The organism is Enterobacter cloacae complex sp. P18RS (genome assembly GCF_014982105.1).
Taxonomy (GTDB): Bacteria; Pseudomonadota; Gammaproteobacteria; order Enterobacterales; family Enterobacteriaceae; genus Enterobacter; species Enterobacter hormaechei_C.
In genome coordinates, this window is sequence record NZ_JADCKV010000002.1 from 116955 (window position 1) to 132383 (window position 15429).

Consider the following 15429-nt stretch of genomic DNA (forward strand, 5'->3'; position numbering starts at 1 on the left):
GAAACTATTGTATTGTTGCTATAAATGATCTTCATTGCAGAGGTTCGCGCGGCTAATGAGAGGCTTCACCCATGGGGGTGTCGGTTGTCATTAGTCGCGAGGATGCGAAGAAGGTCGGGTTAAATCGTCAGCACACCTGAGGTGTGCTTTCAAACATTTAAGAAAGGACAGAATTTTGCTGAATCCGATCGTTCGTAAATTCCAGTATGGTCAGCATACCGTCACGCTGGAAACCGGCATGATGGCGCGTCAGGCTACTGCTGCCGTTATGGTAAGCATGGATGACACCGCTGTATTCGTTACCGTAGTTGGCCAGAAAAAAGCTAAACCAGGTCAGGACTTCTTCCCACTGACCGTTAACTACCAGGAGCGTACCTACGCTGCCGGTAAAATCCCGGGTGGCTTCTTCCGTCGTGAAGGCCGTCCAAGCGAAGGCGAAACCCTGATCGCGCGTCTGATTGACCGCCCGGTTCGTCCGCTGTTCCCGGAAGGCTTCGTAAACGAAGTTCAGGTTATTGCGACCGTTGTTTCCGTTAACCCACAGGTTAACCCGGACATCGTTGCTATGATCGGCGCATCTGCGGCCCTGTCACTGTCTGGTATTCCATTCAATGGCCCAATCGGTTCCGCGCGCGTTGGCTACATCAACGACCAGTACGTACTGAACCCAACTCAGGAAGAGCTGAAAGAGAGTAAGCTGGACCTGGTTGTTGCCGGTACTGAAGCAGCGGTTCTGATGGTTGAATCCGAAGCTGAACTGCTGAGCGAAGATCAGATGCTGGGCGCTGTGGTATTTGGCCACGAGCAGCAGCAGATCGTTATTCAGAACATCAACGACCTGGTGAAAGAAGCCGGTAAACCACGTTGGGACTGGCAGCCAGAAGCGGTGAACGAGGCGCTGAACGCACGCGTTGCTGCACTGGCAGAATCTCGTCTGAGCGACGCATACCGCATCACCGACAAACAGGAGCGCTATGCTCAGGTTGATGTGATCAAATCTGAAGTGACCGCGACCCTGGTTGCCGAAGACGAAACGCTGGACGCTAACGAGATTGGCGAAATCCTGCACGCCATCGAGAAAAACGTTGTTCGTAGCCGCGTCCTGGCAGGCGAGCCGCGTATCGATGGCCGTGAAAAAGACATGATCCGTGGTCTGGACGTGCGTACTGGCGTACTGCCACGTACTCACGGTTCTGCGCTGTTCACCCGTGGTGAAACGCAGGCGCTGGTAACCGCGACCCTGGGTACCGCACGTGACGCACAGATCATCGACGAACTGATGGGCGAGCGTACTGACAGCTTCCTGTTCCACTACAACTTCCCTCCGTACTCTGTGGGCGAAACCGGTATGGTTGGCTCACCGAAGCGTCGTGAAATTGGTCACGGTCGTCTGGCGAAGCGCGGCGTGCTGGCAGTGATGCCAGAAGCAGACAAATTCCCGTACACCGTACGTGTGGTGTCTGAAATCACCGAATCCAACGGTTCCTCTTCTATGGCTTCCGTGTGTGGTGCCTCTCTGGCGCTGATGGATGCAGGCGTGCCAATTAAAGCCGCCGTTGCAGGTATCGCAATGGGTCTGGTGAAAGAGGGCGACAACTACGTTGTTCTGTCTGACATTCTGGGCGACGAAGACCACCTGGGCGATATGGACTTCAAAGTAGCGGGTTCCCGTGACGGTATCTCTGCCTTGCAGATGGATATCAAAATTGAAGGTATCACCAAAGAGATCATGCAGGTTGCTCTGAACCAGGCTAAAGGTGCGCGTCTGCACATCCTGGGCGTGATGGAACAGGCGATTAATGCGCCGCGTGGTGATATTTCTCAGTTCGCTCCACGTATCCACACCATCAAGATCAATCCAGACAAGATCAAAGATGTTATCGGTAAGGGCGGTTCTGTTATCCGTGCACTGACCGAAGAAACGGGCACCACCATCGAAATCGAAGATGACGGTACTGTGAAAATCGCAGCAACCGACGGCGAGAAAGCGAAATACGCTATCCGTCGTATCGAAGAGATCACGGCAGAAATCGAAGTGGGCCGTATCTACAATGGTAAAGTGACCCGTATCGTTGACTTTGGCGCATTCGTTGCCATCGGTGGCGGTAAAGAAGGTCTGGTACACATCTCTCAGATCGCTGACAAGCGCGTTGAGAAAGTGACCGATTACCTGCAAATGGGTCAGGAAGTACCGGTGAAAGTTCTGGAAGTTGACCGCCAGGGCCGTATCCGTCTGAGCATTAAAGAAGCAACCGAGCAGTCTCAGCCTGCTGCGGCGCCGGAAGCTCCGGCTGCTGAACAGCAAGGCGAGTAAGGTTGCCATTTGCCCTCCGCGCAGGTGGAGGGCTTATTATCAGGCAGGACGCCTTGTTAAGCCGCCGGGGGACAGGACGTTCATCCAATAGTTGTCTTCGGGAGTGGGAAATGAAGCCTTTTTTGCGCTGGTGTTTCGTTGCGACAGCTTTAACGCTGGCAGGATGCAGCAACTCTGCCTGGCGTAAGAGCGAAGTCCTCGCAGTGCCATTGCAACCGACTTTGCAGCAGGAAGTCATTCTGGCACGCATGGAACAAATACTTGCCAGTCGGGCTTTAACCGATGACGAACGCGCACAGCTTTTATATGAGCGCGGAGTGTTGTATGATAGTCTCGGTCTGAGGGCACTGGCGCGAAATGATTTTTCACAAGCGCTGGCGATTCGACCTGATATGCCTGAAGTATTCAATTACTTAGGCATTTATTTAACGCAGGCAGGCAATTTTGATGCTGCCTATGAAGCGTTTGATTCTGTACTTGAGCTTGATCCAACTTACAACTACGCGCACTTGAATCGCGGTATCGCATTGTATTACGGCGGTCGTGATAAGTTAGCGCAAGATGATCTGCTGGCGTTTTATCAAGACGATCCTAATGATCCTTTCCGCAGCCTGTGGCTTTACATCGTTGAGCAGAAGCTCGATGAGAAGCAGGCAAAAGAGGCACTGAAACAGCGCTTCGATAAATCGGACAAGGAACAGTGGGGATGGAACATTGTCGAGTTCTACCTGGGCAACATTAGCGAAGCAACGCTGATGGAACGCCTCAAGGCGGACGCAACGGATAACACCTCGCTCGCTGAGCATCTCAGTGAAACCAACTTCTATTTAGGTAAGTATTACCTAAGTCTGGGGGATATGGACAGCGCTACGGCACTGTTCAAATTAGCGGTTGCTAACAACGTACATAACTTCGTTGAGCACCGTTATGCATTGTTGGAATTATCGCTCTTGGGCCAGGAGCAAGACGACCTGGCAGAATCGGACCAGCAATAGCTGACGACATAAACATCAGCCCGTAATCTTTTGATTGCCATCACCTTCACTGGTGAGGGCGTTGTTGTTCGTCAATACACCTAATTTGAGCCGGTTCACACTTTTCAATGAAAATTGCTAATCATTTTCACGATGAGCTAAGTAGACTGGCCGCCATTAATATCGAGGCACTTGTACTACATGGCTGAATTCGAAACCACTTTTGCAGATCTGGGCCTGAAGGCTCCTATCCTTGAAGCCCTTAACGATCTGGGTTACGAAAAACCATCTCCGATCCAGGCTGAGTGTATCCCACACCTGCTTTCTGGTCGTGACGTGCTGGGCATGGCCCAGACTGGTAGCGGTAAAACCGCAGCATTCTCGCTGCCGCTGCTGAACAACATTGATCCGGACCTGCGCGCGCCGCAGATCCTCGTCCTGGCTCCAACCCGTGAACTGGCTGTTCAGGTTGCTGAAGCCATGACGGAATTCTCTAAACATATGCGCGGCGTAAACGTGGTAGCCCTGTACGGCGGCCAGCGTTATGACGTGCAGTTACGCGCCCTGCGCCAGGGTCCACAGATTGTTGTCGGTACGCCGGGCCGTCTGCTGGATCACCTGAAGCGCGGTACCCTGGACCTCTCTAAACTGAGCGGTCTGGTACTGGACGAAGCCGATGAAATGCTGCGTATGGGCTTCATCGAAGACGTAGAAACCATCATGGCGCAGATCCCGGAAGGTCATCAGACCGCTCTGTTCTCTGCAACCATGCCAGAAGCGATCCGTCGCATTACCCGCCGCTTCATGAAAGAGCCGCAGGAAGTGCGTATTCAGTCCAGCGTGACCACTCGCCCGGACATCAGCCAGAGCTACTGGTCTGTATACGGCATGCGCAAAAACGAAGCGCTGGTGCGTTTCCTGGAAGCGGAAGATTTTGATGCGGCGATTATTTTCGTTCGTACCAAAAACGCGACCCTGGAAGTGGCTGAAGCCCTGGAGCGTAGCGGCTACAACAGCGCAGCGCTGAACGGCGACATGAACCAGGCCCTGCGTGAGCAGACTCTGGAGCGTCTGAAAGACGGTCGTCTGGATATCCTGATTGCAACCGACGTGGCAGCACGTGGCCTGGACGTTGAGCGTATCAGCCTGGTTGTAAACTACGATATCCCGATGGACTCCGAGTCTTACGTTCACCGTATCGGTCGTACCGGTCGTGCGGGTCGTGCAGGCCGTGCGCTGCTGTTCGTTGAGAACCGCGAGCGTCGTCTGCTGCGTAACATTGAACGCACCATGAAGCTGACCATTCCAGAAGCCGAGCTGCCAAACGCAGAACTGCTGGGCAAACGCCGTCTGGAAAAATTCGCCGCGAAAGTACAGCAGCAGCTGGAAAGCAGCGATCTGGATCAGTACCGTGCGCTGCTGTCCCAGATCCAGCCTGTCGCTGAAGGCGAAGAGCTGGACATGGAAACCCTGGCCGCAGCACTGCTGAAAATGGCGCAGGGCGAACGTAGCCTGATCGTGCCACCTGATGCGCCGATGCGTCCTAAGCGTGAGTTCCGTGACCGTGACGATCGCTTCGAACGTCGTGGCGACCGTAACGACCGTGGTCCACGCGGTGACCGTCCAGAGCGTGGTGGTGAAGACCGTCCACGTCGCGAGCGTCGTGACGCTGGCGAAATGGAACTGTATCGCATTGAAGTGGGCCGTGATGATGGTGTTGAAGTTCGTCACATCGTTGGCGCGATCGCTAACGAAGGCGACATCAGCAGCCGTTACATCGGTAACATCAAGCTGTTCGGTTCCCACTCCACCATCGAGCTGCCAAAAGGCATGCCGGGCGAAGTACTGCAACACTTTACTCGCACCCGCATCCTGAACAAGCCGATGAACATGCAGCTGCTGGGCGATGCACAGCCACGTCCTGACCGTGGCGGCGAACGTCGTGGCGGTGGTCGCGGTTTCGGTGGCGAGCGTCGTGAAGGCGGTCGCAGCGAAGGTCGCGGTGGTGAAGGCCGTCGTTTCTCCGGTGAGCGCCGCGAAAACCGTGGTCCACGCCGTGAAGAAGGCGCCAGCCGTCGTCGTTTCGGTGACGCGTAAGCCTTTCGCTTCTGACGTAAAGTAAAATATACAGCCCCGATAGTTGCTATCGGGGCTTTTTTTATTCCTTTTGTACTCTTGTACTGGTACAGTGCAACGCACTCAAATGCAGAACCACATTTTTCACTGGAGATAAGGCCGCATGGCAACACTAACCACCACCCAAACGTCACCTTCGCTGCTTGGCGGCGTGGTGATCATCGGCGGAACCATCATTGGTGCCGGGATGTTTTCCCTGCCTGTGGTCATGTCCGGTGCGTGGTTCTTCTGGTCGCTGGCGGCGCTGGTTTTCACCTGGTTCTGCATGCTCCATTCCGGGCTGATGATCCTTGAAGCAAACCTGAACTACCGCATTGGCTCCAGCTTCGACACCATCACCCGGGATCTGTTGGGCAAAGGCTGGAACCTGGTGAACGGGCTGTCCATCGCGTTTGTACTCTATATCCTGACCTACGCGTACATTTCAGCGAGCGGGTCGATTCTGCATCACACCTTCTCAGAGATGTCGCTGAACGTTCCGGCGCGTCTGGCGGGTCTCTGCTTCGCGCTGGGCGTGGCGTTTATCGTCTGGATGAGCACCAAAGCGGTCAGCCGCATGACGGCGATCGTGCTGGGCGCAAAGGTCATCACCTTCTTTCTGACCTTCGGCAGCCTGCTGGGGCACGTCACGCCGGCCACGCTGTTTAACGTTGCGGAAGTGAACACCTCCTACACGCCGTACCTGCTGATGACGCTGCCATTCTGTCTGGCGTCGTTCGGCTACCACGGCAACGTACCGAGCCTGATGAAATACTACGGCAAGGATCCGCGCACCATCGTGAAATGCCTGGTTTACGGCACGCTGCTGGCGCTGGGGCTGTATGTGATCTGGCTGCTGGGGACGATGGGTAACATCCCGCGTCCGGAATTTATCGGCATTGCGCAGAAGGGCGGTAACATTGATGTGCTGGTACAGGCGCTGAGCGGCGTGCTGAACAGCCGCAGCCTGGATCTGCTTCTGGTGGTCTTCTCTAACTTTGCGGTAGCGAGCTCATTCCTCGGCGTGACGCTGGGCCTGTTTGACTACCTGGCGGATCTGTTTGGTTTTGATGACTCTGCTATGGGGCGCTTCAAAACCGCGCTGTTGACCTTCCTGCCGCCGATTGTGGGCGGCCTGCTGTGGCCGAACGGTTTCCTGTACGCCATCGGCTATGCGGGACTGGCGGCCACCATCTGGGCGGCGATTGTACCGGCGCTGCTGGCGCGCAAATCACGTAAGCGCTTCGGCAGCCCGAAATTCCGCGTCTGGGGCGGAAAACCGATGATTGCGCTGATTCTGGTATTTGGTATCGGCAACGCGGTGGTGCACGTGCTGTCGAGTTTTAATCTGTTGCCGGTATATCAGTAAGTTTTTGTGCCGGATGGCGGCTACGCCTTATCCGGCCTACGCGATCCCGTAGGCCCGGTAAGCGAAGCGCCACCGGGCAAAGCAAAAAACTACCCCACCAACTCCTCTTTCACCTGCATCGCCAAATCAAACGAATGCAGACGCGCCTGGTGATCGAAAATCTGGCCGTTAACCATAATCTCATCCGCCTGGGTTTCACGCAGCACCGCCTCCAGCCCGTGACGCACTTTCGCCTTATCACCCACCAGCGACATACTCAGAGCCTGCTGCACGCCATACTGCTCGGAGGCCGACCACAGCTGATGCATATTCTCTACCGGCGGCGGCAACTGGCCCGTCTCGCCGCGACGCAGCTTCACAAACGCCTGCTGCATAGAGGTAAACAGGAATTCCGCGTCGCGGTTGCTGTCGGCGGCAATGATATTGATACACACCATCGCATACGGCTTCTCCAGACGTTCAGACGGTTTGAAGTGCGTACGATAAAGATGCAGTGCCTGATGCAGCATATCCGGTGCGAAGTGGGAAGCGAACGCGAACGGCAGCCCCAGCTGAGCGGCGAGCTGTGCGCTGTACAGGCTTGAGCCTAACAGCCATACCGGGATCTTTTCCCCGTACCCCGGCACAGGTCGCACGTGTGGGTTCGGATCCCGCGCGTCAAACCAGTCCACCAGCTCGGCCAGATCGCGCGGGAAGTTATCGATATCGCCGCTCATATGGCGACGCAGGGCGCGCATGGTCGGCTGGTCGCTGCCCGGCGCGCGGCCAAGCCCTAGATCAATACGGCCCGGATAAAGGGTATTCAGCGTCCCGAACTGCTCGGCAATCACCAGCGGGGCGTGGTTCGGCAGCATCACACCGCCGGAGCCCAGGTGCAGAGTGGTGGTATTCGCCGCCAGATAGCCAATCAGCACCGAGGTGGCGGCGCTGGCGATGCCCACCATATTGTGGTGCTCCGCCAGCCAGTAGCGGTGATAGCCGCGCTTTTCGGCAAGCTGAGCAAGATCGAGAGAGTGCGTGAAGGCTTCTCTGGCCGAGGAGCCTTGTGGAATCGGCGCCAGATCCAGCACCGAAAACGGAATGGTTTTGTCAGTCATAACAGCTCACTTTGTCGACGGTCAATCTTTAATACTGCATTAAAAAATGATAACCGTTGTTAACAAAGTGAGCCTTTTTTACGCCTGCAATTCCAGCCCGGCGAGACGTCGCCAGTAACCGTTGCAGTCGCTGTTTGCCGTCAACGGCAGCGGTGAGGCGCCGTTTTCGTTGGCGCGGAAGGCGTCCAGCATCGCGAAAACGCCGGTATCAAGCGGCGAAAGACGCACCATATCCACCAGCCCGTGCATTGACGCCAGTTCGTTGCCGAGGTTATAGACGTAACCGCTCATGGTCTGAATGCCGTTGAGGACAAACACCTGCTGGTTCTCCTGCGACAGCATACTGCGGCCGTTCGGGTACTTAATGCAGCAGGTTTCGCACTCGTCTTTCGGGCGATCTTCGGAACGTGCGGTGAAGCAGCGGGCAGAGTAGGCCAGCGGCAGATGCCCATAGCTCAGGACTTCCACTTCAAACTTGTTGCGAATGCCCAGCTCTTCGCACTGTGTGAGCAGGTTGGCCAGCCAGTCGCGGGAGAGCTCTACTGGCATGCACCAGCGGGTCATCCCCTGTTTGAGCAACAGGCGCAGGGTCACCGCGTTATAGCAGTTCAGCGCATGTCCGGCGACAAACGGCAGCTTACGCTCGGCACACAGGTTTACCACGCCCAGGTCGCTCGCCTCCAGCAGGAACTCACCGTTTTCGACGTAGCGCTTCAGCTCGCCCAGTTCAGAGGACGCCTGCACCAGCGCCAGCGTCGAGAGCACCACCTGCTTGCCGCTGCCGGCCAGGTTTTTCGCCATATCCAGCCAGTCGCCCACTTTGGTGGCGCGGCGCTTGCTGCACACCGCTTCGCCGAGGTAAATCACATCGGCGCTGCTGTTAGCCGCCTGCTGGTAAAAATCTTCCAGCGTCTCTTTTGGCCAGTAGTAAAGCACCGGCCCTAATGAATATTTCATGATTATATCACTGCCATTTACGGTGGTACGCGCCGAGCGTAGTTTGGGTGCCTTCAGACATCGCGCCGAGCGTCTCCATCCAGGCCGCTTGTGGAGCATAGTTTTGCGGGTCCGCCATGCAGCGGTCGATGGCCTGACGCCACACCTTCGCCACCTGGCTCACGTAGGCCGGGCTGCGCTGGCGGCCTTCGATTTTCACCGAGGCAATATTGGCGGCCAGCAGTTCCGGCAGCAATTCCAGCGTGTTGAGGCTGGTGGGCTCCTCCAGCGCGTGGTAGCGCTCGCCGTCCACCAGATAACGGCCTTTGCACAGCGTCGGGTAGCCCGCGTTTTCACCGTCCTGATAGCGGTCAATTAACACGTCATTCAGGCGTGACTCCAGTCCCTGCGGCGTTTGCTGCCAGCGAACGAAGCGGGCAGGCGAGCAGGCACCGACGGTATTTGGCGATTCCCCGGTGAGATAGGAAGAAAGATAGCAGCGGCCTTCGGCCATGATGCACAGGCTGCCGAAGGCAAAAACCTCCAGCGGCACTGGCGTGACGCGCGCCAGTTGCTTAACCTGATGAATAGAGAGCACGCGCGGCAGCACCACGCGGGCTACGTCAAAGTGTCGATGATAAAAACGCACGGCCTCTTCATTGGTGGCCGATGCTTGAACAGAGACGTGGCGCTCAATATGCGGATAACGTTCTGCCGCATACTCAAGCATGGCGAGGTCAGCCAGGATCAGCGCATCGGCGCCCAGCTGGGCCGCCATATCCACGGCGCGCTGCCAGCGGGCATAGCCATCAGGATGGGCAAAGGTATTGATGGCGATGTGCAGTTTGCGCCGGTGCTGGTGAACGAAGTTAACGGCTTCCTGAAGCTTTTTCTCCGTAAAGTTAAGACCCGCAAAATGGCGGGCGTTGGTATCATCTTTCAGCCCGATATAGACCGCATCGGCCCCATTTTCGATGGCCGCCTTAAGCGCCGGAAGGTTTCCGGCAGGGCAGAGCAGCTCCATAATTTATCCCGATGTTGTCGATCGCAGGGATCGTAAAAAATGTTAACGAGCTGGGATTTTAATTAACCCATACGCGACAATTTTTGATTTAAGGCAGCTAATGGCGTATTGATGGCACCAATAATGAGGTATACCGGACAACGGTTTGTTGATTTACGCCGCTATCTTCTTGTCGGGATATGGCAAAATAGCAGGACTATAGCTATCAGGGAGTAAAGCTCGTGCTGGATAAACTGCGTTCACGTCTCGTACAATTTGGTCCATCAATGCTGAGCGTGCCGGTAAAACTGGCGCCGTTCGCGCTTAAACGCCAGGTGCTGGAACAGGTACTGAGCTGGCAGTTCCGCCAGGTGCTACAGGACGGTGAGCTGGAGTTTCTGGAAGGCCGCTGGTTAAAGATTGAAGTGCGCGATATCGGGTTGCGCTGGTTTACTTCCGTTGAGAACGATCGGCTGATCGTCCGTGAAACCGCCGAGGCGGATGTCAGCTTTAGCGCGGATGCCAGCGATCTGCTGATGATCGTCGCGCGCAAACAGGATCCGGACACCCTCTTCTTCCAGCGTCGTCTGGTGATTGAAGGCGACACGGAGCTCGGTCTGTACGTCAAAAATTTAATGGATGCCATTGAGCTGGAGCAGATGCCGAAAGCGCTGCGTATGATGTTGATGCAAATGGCAGATTTCGTTGAGGCCGGGCTAAAAACCCCGCCGGACAGTAAACACACTTCAGTAGGTGAGCCATGCTGATTCGAGTCGAAATTGGGATTGATGCGCCGGGTATCGATGCGTTGTTACGCCGCTCTTTTGCAGGCGACGCCGAAGCCCAACTGGTTCACGATCTTCGCGAAGATGGCCTGATTACGCTGGGCCTGGTTGCCACCGACGATGAAGGGCAGGTGGTCGGCTACGTGGCCTTCAGCCCGGTGATTGTGCAGGGTGAAGAGTTACAGTGGGTCGGCATGGCGCCGCTGGCGGTGGATGAAAACTACCGTGGCCAGGGCCTGGCGCGCCAGCTGGTCTATGAAGGGCTGGATTCACTGAATGAATTTGGCTATGCCGCTGTCGTCGTTCTGGGCGATCCGGCGTTCTACGAACGTTTAGGTTTTGAGCCAGCGTCCAGATACGATCTGCGCTGCCACTGGCCGGGCACGGAAACGTCTTTCCTGGTGCATCCTCTGGCGGATGATGCGCTCGACGGCGTTACCGGTCTGGTGGAGTACCACGATCATTTCAATCGTTTTTAAGCAGGCTTTCGCGTAGCGCCTCGAAAGAGCCGTCCCCGTTGACGAGACGCTCTTTCTGGCGCTTCGTCAGCTGCTTGATGCGGTATTCCAGCCTGAGCGCCAGGGATCTGTCGCCCACGGCGGCTGAAAACGCTAACTGAAGTTCACCTTTCCCCCGCAGCGCCTTCGCCCCTTTCCCCGTTTGATGTTGTAAAAAACGCCGTGCCACATCGGTAGTGATCCCGGTGTAGAGTGCGTTATCAGCGGTTCGGACAAGATAGAGAAACCAGCACACGGTAAACAGATTCAGTATGTTAAGGTGAACGCACCATAGCATGAGAGAGAGCGAAAATGGAAACACTGGCCGCCATTAACCGCTGGCTGGCAAAGCAGCATGTCGTGACCTGGTGCGTCTGTAAAGACGAGGAGATGTGGTGCGCAAATGCCTTTTATTACTACGATCCCGGGCGCGTGGCCTTTTACGTGATGAGCGAAGATAAAACGCGGCATGCGCAGATGACGGGCCAGCGGGCAAAAGTGGCGGGCACGGTAAACGGTCAGCCTAAAACCGTTGCGCTGATCCGCGGGGTCCAGTTTAAAGGCGAAATTCGTCGCCTGGAAGGTGAGGAGAGCGACGCGCAACGTAAACGCTATACGCGCCGCTTCCCGGTGGCCGCGGCGCTAAAAGCCCCGGTGTGGGAAATCCGCCTTGATGAGCTGAAATTTACCGACAACACCCTGGGCTTTGGCAAGAAGCTGCACTGGTTACGCGCCGAGCAGGCGTAGCGCTTCACGGTTAAACGCTGGCAGATCGTCCGGTGTACGGCTGGTGATCAGCTGATCGTTATCGTTCACCACTTCCTGATCGTAGAACTCGGCTCCCGCGTTTTTCAGATCGATAACGATCGGCTTCACCGCGGTGAGCTTACGCCCGCGTACCACCTCGGCGCTGATCAGCAGCTGCGGACCGTGGCAAATGGCAAATACCGGTTTACCGGTGCCGACGAAGTCACGGGTAAAGGTGACGAAACGCTCGTCTCCGCGCAGGGAATCCGGTGAATGACCGCCCGGTAACAGCAGGGCGTCGAAATCCGACGGGCTGACGTTATCAATGGATTCGTCAATGGTCACGCTGGCTTCGCCCTTATGGCCCTTCACGGTTTTACCCGCTTCTTTCTCGATGGTGACCACCTCGTGGCCCGCCTTGCGGAATGCCTCTGCTGGCGACGTAAATTCTGAATCTTCAAACTCGTCGGTAATCAAGACTGCGATTTTTTTACCCATGCTTCCTCCGTTGTTTTCGCTTCAGACTGTTTTTTTCCCGTTTGTGGTAAATACTTACCGGTAACAGACTTTTAAGTGTGGTAGAGCAGGCCCAGAACGCAAACGGACAATTCTGTAAAGGGGATAAGATGAGTCAGGTACTGATTACCGGCGCAACCGGGCTGGTGGGTGGACATCTGCTGCGGCTGCTGATCCAGGATCGGCATATCAATTATATCGCCGCCCCGACGCGTCGCCCGCTGTTGGATATCACCGGCGTCTATAACCCGCACGATCCACAGCTCACCGACGCGCTGGCGCAGGTGCAGGATCCCATTGATATCGCCTTTTGCTGCCTTGGCACCACCCGACGGGAAGCGGGCAGTAAAGAAGCTTTTGTCCATGCGGATTACACACTGGTGGTGGATACCGCCCTGACGGCGAAAAAGCTGGGCGCAAAACATTTCCTGGTAGTCAGCGCGCACGGCGCGAATGCAGGCTCGCCGTTTTTTTACAACCAGGTGAAGGGCAAAATGGAAGAGGCGTTAATCGCGCAGAAATGGGAGCGCCTGACCATCGCGCGGCCTTCCATGCTGATGGGGCACCGTGACGAACGTCGTTTTAACGAGTCATTTTTCGCTCCGCTGTTTCGCATTCTGCCGGGTAACTGGAAGTCCATCGAGGCGCGGGATGTCGCGCTGGCGATGCTAAAAGAGGCGCTGGCTCCGTCGCAGGAGGGGGTTAATATTATCCCTTCGGCAAAACTGCGTGAAATCGCGCAGGGCGAGGCGTAAACTTCCCCGGCTTATTAAATAACACCTTCCGGGGAATGGTATGACTGGTCAGTCTTCATCTCAGGCGGCAACACCTGTTCAGTGGTGGAAGCCCGCACTCTTCTTTCTCGTGGTCATCATTGGCCTCTGGTATGTGAAATGGCAGCCGTACTACGGTAAAGCCTTCACCGCCGCCGACACCCACAGCATCGGTAAATCGATTCTCGCGCAGGCCGATTCCAGCCCGCTACGCGCGGCGTGGGATTACGCCATGGTCTATTTTCTTGCCGTCTGGAAAGCGGCGGTATTGGGCGTATTGCTGGGCTCGCTGATTCAGGTACTTATCCCGCGTAACTGGCTGGTGAAAACTCTGGGACAGCCGCGCTTGCAGGGCACGCTGCTGGGGACGATTTTCTCCCTGCCGGGCATGATGTGCTCCTGCTGCGCCGCACCGGTGGCGGCGGGTATGCGCCGACAGCATGTGTCGATGGGCGGCGCGCTTGCCTTCTGGATGGGTAACCCCCTGCTGAACCCGGCAACGCTGGTGTTTATGGGCTTCGTTCTCGGCTGGCATTTTGCGTTTATCCGTCTGGCGGCTGGCCTGCTGACGGTGGTGCTTGTCGCTACGCTGGTGCAGCACCTGGTGAAAGACAACGAGGCCGGGCCTGCCTCCGTTGAGCTGGACGTCAGCGAGCCGCAGGGCAGTTTCTTTGCTCGCTGGGGCAAAGCGCTGTGGCAGCTTTTCTGGAGCACCATTCCGGTCTATATCCTGGCCGTACTGGTGCTGGGGGCGGCGCGCGTCTGGCTGTTCCCGCATGCGGATGGCGCTATCGACAACACGCTGATGTGGGTGATTGCGATGGCGGTGGCCGGGTGCCTGTTTGTGATCCCAACCGCGGCGGAGATCCCGATTATTCAGACCATGATGATGGCTGGTATGGGGACCGCACCGGCGCTGGCGCTGCTCATCACGCTGCCGGCGGTGAGCCTGCCGTCGCTTATCATGCTGCGTAAGTCATTCCCGGCGAAAGCGCTGTGGCTGACTGCGGGGCTGGTGGCGTTGAGCGGAGTTATTGTGGGGAGTATGGCGCTTGTGTGAAAAAAGCCCGGTGGCGCTAGCGCTTACCGGGCCTGTAGTCAGGTGGTAATTACTTAATGTAAGTAAAGGCGGTGGTGACGTGTTTCACGCCGCTCACCCGGCTGGCGATATCCGCCGCCGCTTTCCCTTCACGTTCCGTCACCAGACCCAGCAGGAATACTTCGCCGTTCTCCGTGGTCACTTTCACGTTTGAGGATTTCACCTGGTCGGTACCCAGCAGCTGGGAACGCACTTTGGTGGTGATCCAAGTATCAGATGACGCGGTGCCGAGACCAATCGGCTGGCCCTGGCGGATCTCGTTAAACACTTCCGCCGTGCCTTCCACACCCATCGCGATCTGTTTGGCGCGCGAGGCGAGTTCAGGATTTGGCGCCTGGCCTGCCAGCAGTACTTTGCCCTGATAAGCCGTCACGTTGATGCGTGCTTCCTTCTTGATCTGCTCGTCTTTCGACAGCGCACTGTTTACGCGCAGCTCAAGCGTACCGTCATCCACCTGCGTCCCAACGGTGCGCGGATCGGTCGCTGCTTTGGTGCCGACCGCTGCGGTGCCGACTACAGCGGCAGCGATGCATCCCTGAAGCAGTAATGCAGACATCACGACTGCAAGGGCCGATAAAACCTTCATGAGAACTCCTTAATCATCCTGGTGAGGGAAAAGCGTGTTATCGATCAGATCGCATAAGCAGTTCACCGTGAGCATATGCATCTCCTGGATGCGGGCGCTACGGTGCGAAGGAATGCGGATCTCCACATCCTGCGGCCCCAGCAGGCCAGCCAGCTCTCCGCCGTCGTAACCGGTCAGGGCGACAATCGTCATATCCCGGGTCACGGCCGCTTCAACCGCTTTAACGATATCCCGGCTGTTACCGCGCGTGGAGATCGCCAGCAGCACGTCTCCGGCATGGCCTAAGGCGCGCACCTGCTTGGCGTAGATTTCGTCATGCAGACGATCGTTGGCAATCGCAGTTAAGACCACGTTATCGGTGTTTAGTGCAATGGCAGGTAAACTCGGGCGCTCGGTTTCGAAGCGATTGATCATGCTGGCAGCAAAATGCTGTGCGTTGGCGGCGGACGTGCCATTGCCACAACAGAGGATTTTGTTGCCGTTGAGCAGCGACTGAACCAGCGTCATCGCTGCACGCGAGATCGCGTCCGGGAGGGCTTCCGCCGCGGCAATCTGCGTTTGAATGCTTTCTGTGAAGCACACTTTAATTCGTTCGAGCACGGTATCCCTTTAAAATCT

General features: G+C 56.5%; 17 protein-coding genes. 10 read left to right on the forward strand and 7 right to left on the reverse strand.

Annotated elements, in window-relative coordinates; translation table 11 throughout:
* Positions 1-175 precede the first annotated feature (175 nt).
* The 5 genes from pnp to mtr all read left to right on the forward strand — a co-directional run bounded on the left by pnp (position 176) and on the right by mtr (position 6772).
* Positions 176-2314 (forward strand): polyribonucleotide nucleotidyltransferase, encoded by a 2139-nt coding sequence (gene pnp, locus INF61_RS00675; protein WP_017693919.1) that lies wholly within the window; start codon positions 176-178, stop codon positions 2312-2314.
* Positions 2315-2424: 110 nt separating this feature from the next.
* Positions 2425-3309, forward strand: coding sequence for a lipoprotein NlpI (nlpI, locus tag INF61_RS00680; protein ID WP_017693920.1), 885 nt, complete (start codon positions 2425-2427; stop codon positions 3307-3309).
* A gap of 107 nt (positions 3310-3416) precedes the next feature.
* Positions 3417-3497: a protein YrbN gene (gene yrbN, locus INF61_RS00685; RefSeq protein WP_097397692.1), complete on the forward strand. Its 81-nt coding sequence runs from the start codon at positions 3417-3419 to the stop codon at positions 3495-3497.
* Complete coding sequence (locus INF61_RS00690) at positions 3490-5385, forward strand: DEAD/DEAH family ATP-dependent RNA helicase (protein WP_003861780.1); 1896 nt, start codon at positions 3490-3492, stop codon at positions 5383-5385. The genes yrbN and INF61_RS00690 overlap by 8 nt, the downstream gene beginning before the upstream one ends.
* 142 nt (positions 5386-5527) lie before the next feature.
* Positions 5528-6772 (forward strand): tryptophan permease, encoded by a 1245-nt coding sequence (mtr, locus tag INF61_RS00695; protein WP_006812114.1) that lies wholly within the window; start codon positions 5528-5530, stop codon positions 6770-6772.
* Between the two features lie 89 nt (positions 6773-6861).
* Here mtr and INF61_RS00700 read toward each other — a convergent pair whose 3' ends face one another.
* The 3 genes from INF61_RS00700 to INF61_RS00710 all read right to left on the reverse strand — a co-directional run bounded on the left by INF61_RS00700 (position 6862) and on the right by INF61_RS00710 (position 9829).
* Positions 6862-7869 carry a luciferase-like monooxygenase gene (locus INF61_RS00700; protein ID WP_193547444.1) on the reverse strand — a complete coding sequence of 336 codons (1008 nt, stop codon included), beginning with the start codon at positions 7867-7869 and terminating at the stop codon, positions 6862-6864.
* A 78-nt stretch (positions 7870-7947) separates the two neighbouring features.
* Entirely contained in the window at positions 7948-8826 is an 879-nt protein-coding gene (locus INF61_RS00705; RefSeq protein WP_023295495.1) for a U32 family peptidase, read from the reverse strand.
* A 7-nt stretch (positions 8827-8833) separates the two neighbouring features.
* Positions 8834-9829 carry a peptidase U32 family protein gene (locus tag INF61_RS00710; RefSeq protein ID WP_003861773.1) on the reverse strand — a complete coding sequence of 332 codons (996 nt, stop codon included), beginning with the start codon at positions 9827-9829 and terminating at the stop codon, positions 8834-8836.
* Positions 9830-10050: 221 nt separating this feature from the next.
* Here INF61_RS00710 and INF61_RS00715 point away from each other — a divergent pair, with 221 nt between their 5' ends.
* Together INF61_RS00715 and INF61_RS00720 are read left to right on the forward strand one after the other, a co-directional pair.
* Positions 10051-10575: an SCP2 domain-containing protein gene (locus tag INF61_RS00715; protein WP_193547445.1), complete on the forward strand. Its 525-nt coding sequence runs from the start codon at positions 10051-10053 to the stop codon at positions 10573-10575.
* Entirely contained in the window at positions 10569-11072 is a 504-nt protein-coding gene (locus INF61_RS00720; protein ID WP_032649650.1) for a GNAT family N-acetyltransferase, read from the forward strand. The genes INF61_RS00715 and INF61_RS00720 overlap by 7 nt, the downstream gene beginning before the upstream one ends.
* Here the strand turns inward: INF61_RS00720 and INF61_RS00725 are convergent.
* Positions 11059-11388 (reverse strand): GIY-YIG nuclease family protein, encoded by a 330-nt coding sequence (locus INF61_RS00725; protein ID WP_003861768.1) that lies wholly within the window; start codon positions 11386-11388, stop codon positions 11059-11061. The genes INF61_RS00720 and INF61_RS00725 overlap by 14 nt on opposite strands.
* 14 nt (positions 11389-11402) lie before the next feature.
* On the opposite strand from INF61_RS00725, the gene INF61_RS00730 reads away from it, so the two are divergent.
* Positions 11403-11837 carry a YhbP family protein gene (locus tag INF61_RS00730; RefSeq protein ID WP_047365703.1) on the forward strand — a complete coding sequence of 145 codons (435 nt, stop codon included), beginning with the start codon at positions 11403-11405 and terminating at the stop codon, positions 11835-11837.
* Here the strand turns inward: INF61_RS00730 and INF61_RS00735 are convergent.
* Positions 11817-12335, reverse strand: a complete 519-nt coding sequence (locus INF61_RS00735) for a type 1 glutamine amidotransferase domain-containing protein (protein ID WP_015571965.1) — start codon at positions 12333-12335, stop codon at positions 11817-11819. The two genes, INF61_RS00730 and INF61_RS00735, sit on opposite strands and share 21 nt — an antisense overlap.
* Positions 12336-12463: 128 nt before the next feature.
* On the opposite strand from INF61_RS00735, the gene INF61_RS00740 reads away from it, so the two are divergent.
* Both INF61_RS00740 and INF61_RS00745 read left to right on the forward strand, forming a co-directional pair.
* On the forward strand, positions 12464-13108 hold the full coding sequence (locus tag INF61_RS00740; RefSeq protein ID WP_023304489.1) for an NAD(P)H-binding protein: 645 nt from the start codon (positions 12464-12466) through the stop codon (positions 13106-13108).
* 40 nt (positions 13109-13148) lie between these two features.
* Complete coding sequence (locus INF61_RS00745) at positions 13149-14186, forward strand: permease (protein WP_133983256.1); 1038 nt, start codon at positions 13149-13151, stop codon at positions 14184-14186.
* Positions 14187-14235: 49 nt separating this feature from the next.
* Here the strand turns inward: INF61_RS00745 and dolP are convergent, their stop codons facing one another.
* Together dolP and diaA are read right to left on the reverse strand one after the other, a co-directional pair.
* Positions 14236-14811, reverse strand: a complete 576-nt coding sequence (gene dolP / locus INF61_RS00750; RefSeq protein WP_006812102.1) for a division/outer membrane stress-associated lipid-binding lipoprotein — start codon at positions 14809-14811, stop codon at positions 14236-14238.
* A gap of 9 nt (positions 14812-14820) precedes the next feature.
* On the reverse strand, positions 14821-15411 hold the full coding sequence (gene diaA, locus INF61_RS00755) for a DnaA initiator-associating protein DiaA (RefSeq protein WP_003861754.1): 591 nt from the start codon (positions 15409-15411) through the stop codon (positions 14821-14823).
* Positions 15412-15429: the final 18 nt, after the last annotated feature.

Coding starts and splice junctions, on each gene's coding strand:
- INF61_RS00740 (WP_023304489.1), top strand. CDS start 12,464: ATGAGTCAGGTACTGATTACCGGCGCAACCGGGCTGGTGGGTGGACAT.
- INF61_RS00725 (WP_003861768.1), bottom strand. CDS start 11,388: ATGCTATGGTGCGTTCACCTTAACATACTGAATCTGTTTACCGTGTGC.
- INF61_RS00730 (WP_047365703.1), top strand. CDS start 11,403: ATGGAAACACTGGCCGCCATTAACCGCTGGCTGGCAAAGCAGCATGTC.
- INF61_RS00690 (WP_003861780.1), top strand. CDS start 3,490: ATGGCTGAATTCGAAACCACTTTTGCAGATCTGGGCCTGAAGGCTCCT.
- dolP (WP_006812102.1), bottom strand. CDS start 14,811: ATGAAGGTTTTATCGGCCCTTGCAGTCGTGATGTCTGCATTACTGCTT.
- INF61_RS00735 (WP_015571965.1), bottom strand. CDS start 12,335: ATGGGTAAAAAAATCGCAGTCTTGATTACCGACGAGTTTGAAGATTCA.
- INF61_RS00705 (WP_023295495.1), bottom strand. CDS start 8,826: ATGAAATATTCATTAGGGCCGGTGCTTTACTACTGGCCAAAAGAGACG.
- INF61_RS00700 (WP_193547444.1), bottom strand. CDS start 7,869: ATGACTGACAAAACCATTCCGTTTTCGGTGCTGGATCTGGCGCCGATT.
- INF61_RS00710 (WP_003861773.1), bottom strand. CDS start 9,829: ATGGAGCTGCTCTGCCCTGCCGGAAACCTTCCGGCGCTTAAGGCGGCC.
- nlpI (WP_017693920.1), top strand. CDS start 2,425: ATGAAGCCTTTTTTGCGCTGGTGTTTCGTTGCGACAGCTTTAACGCTG.
- yrbN (WP_097397692.1), top strand. CDS start 3,417: ATGAAAATTGCTAATCATTTTCACGATGAGCTAAGTAGACTGGCCGCC.
- INF61_RS00720 (WP_032649650.1), top strand. CDS start 10,569: ATGCTGATTCGAGTCGAAATTGGGATTGATGCGCCGGGTATCGATGCG.
- mtr (WP_006812114.1), top strand. CDS start 5,528: ATGGCAACACTAACCACCACCCAAACGTCACCTTCGCTGCTTGGCGGC.
- INF61_RS00745 (WP_133983256.1), top strand. CDS start 13,149: ATGACTGGTCAGTCTTCATCTCAGGCGGCAACACCTGTTCAGTGGTGG.